Origin of the sequence: Streptomyces sp. SID13726, assembly GCF_010548375.1 — a bacterium.
Taxonomy (GTDB): domain Bacteria; phylum Actinomycetota; class Actinomycetes; order Streptomycetales; family Streptomycetaceae; genus Streptomyces.
Genome location: NZ_JAAGLY010000786.1, coordinates 1 through 395 on the forward strand (window position 1 = coordinate 1; position 395 = coordinate 395).

The 395-nt window shown below is 75.2% G+C and carries 1 protein-coding gene; it reads left to right on the forward strand.

Going from position 1 to position 395, the window contains the following annotated elements:
- The coding region (locus G3I78_RS50300) for an EF-Tu/IF-2/RF-3 family GTPase (RefSeq protein ID WP_275424955.1) at nucleotides 1–395 on the forward strand (395 nt) is incomplete at both ends.

Below are 395 nucleotides of genomic sequence, written 5' to 3' on the forward strand. Positions count from 1 at the left end.
ACGTGCCGATGCCGGTGCGGTACACGGACGCGCCGTTCCTCCTGCCCGTCGAGAACGTGCTGACCATCACCGGGCGGGGCACCGTCGTGACCGGCGCCGTCGAGCGCGGGAGCGTCCGCACGGGCGACCGCGTGAGCGTACTCGGAGGCGACGGCGAGCCCGTCGAGACCGTGGTGACCGGCCTGGAGACCTTCGGCAAGCCGATGGAGTCCGCCGAGGCCGGGGACAACGTCGCGCTGCTGCTGCGCGGGGTGCCGCGCGACGGCGTACGGCGCGGGCAGGTGGTCGCCGCTCCCGGGAGCGTCGTGCCCAAGCGCCGCTTCAGCGCGCGGGTGTACGTGCTCTCCGCCCGGGAGGGCGGCCGTACGACACCGGTGGCGTCCGGTTACCGGCCG